This is a genomic window from Methylobacterium haplocladii (assembly GCF_007992175.1).
In the GTDB taxonomy this organism is placed as follows: Bacteria; Pseudomonadota; Alphaproteobacteria; order Rhizobiales; family Beijerinckiaceae; genus Methylobacterium; species Methylobacterium haplocladii.
In genome coordinates this window covers 1-1,087 of record NZ_BJZT01000085.1, presented here as the reverse complement: position 1 = coordinate 1,087, position 1,087 = coordinate 1, and the positions used below count along the sequence as shown (strand labels likewise).

The following is a 1,087-nucleotide window of genomic DNA, read 5'->3' as shown; positions in this document are numbered from 1 at the left end:
TGTCTGGATGCGAAACCTCCTTGGCGTCTGCGACGATGCGAAGGGCGCGTTTGATGAGGCTCGGGCTGGGCGGTCTGTAGGTGGGATTGGCGAGCGCTGGATTGGCTTCGAGACGCCGGCGCAGCACCATCTCGGGCGAGAGACCTCTGAGCACGCGCTGACGGCGACCGTTGTAGGCCGCGTTGAAGCCGCGCAGCACGATCTCCAGGTCGGCGTGGCTGTAGATCATGATGCCCAGCACCTCCCGCTGCACCCGGCCGTTGAAGCGCTCGACCATGCCATTGGTCTTCGGTGTGTAGGGACGCGTCTTGCGATGCCGCACGCCGTGCCGCGCGCAGGCGGCCTCGAAGGCATCGGCGGTGAAGCAGGAGCCGCGGTCGGTGAGCAGGTGGGTGACCTGGAAGGGGAAGGCGTCGAGTGCGTCCGTGAGGAAGGCGACGGCCGAGGCTGTTGTCTCGTCATCCTTGACGGCGAGGTGCACGTAGCGGGAGGCGCGGTCGATGGCGACGTAGAGGTAGCGTTTGCGGGTGACGCCGTCTCGATCGCGCAGCTTGGGCAGGTGCTTCACGTCGACATGGACGAAGCCGACCTCGTAGTCCTTGAAGGTGCCGTGCGGCTTGCGGACCTGTTCGGAGGGCGGCAGGCGATTGAGACCCTCCGCCTTAGGATGCGATAGACGGCGTCCCGGTTCAGATGCGGCAGGAAGTGGCTGACGACGAAGGTCAGCGCGTCGAGGGGAAAGCCGGTGGAGCGGCGGAGCGCGCACACGATGGCGCGCTCCTCATCGCTGGCGCGCCAGGGCAGCTTATGGGGTCGGGCCGAGCGATCCTGGCAGGCGTCGGGGCCGCGTTTGCGCCATTTGCGGATGGTCTCGGTGGACACGCCGTAGCGCTTGGCCAGCACGCCGGAGCTCTCGGGCGAGCGGGCGATCTCGGCGCGGACAGCCGGGGTGGTGCGGGCCTGGGGATGGATGGCGAGCATCAGCGGACCCTCCTGGCTGCACGGCGGCGCACACCCTCGAACCGCCAAGCATGGGCTTTGATCGCCCAACCTGCCACATCCCAACGACGTTCCGCAACCAAACAGC

The 1,087-nt window shown here is 67.4% G+C and carries 1 pseudogene; it reads right to left on the bottom strand.

Annotated features, from left to right (window positions below):
* Positions 1-981, bottom strand: a pseudogene (locus tag MHA02_RS21830) (IS481 family transposase); the annotation flags it as partial.
* Between the last annotated feature and the right edge of the window lie 106 nt (positions 982-1,087).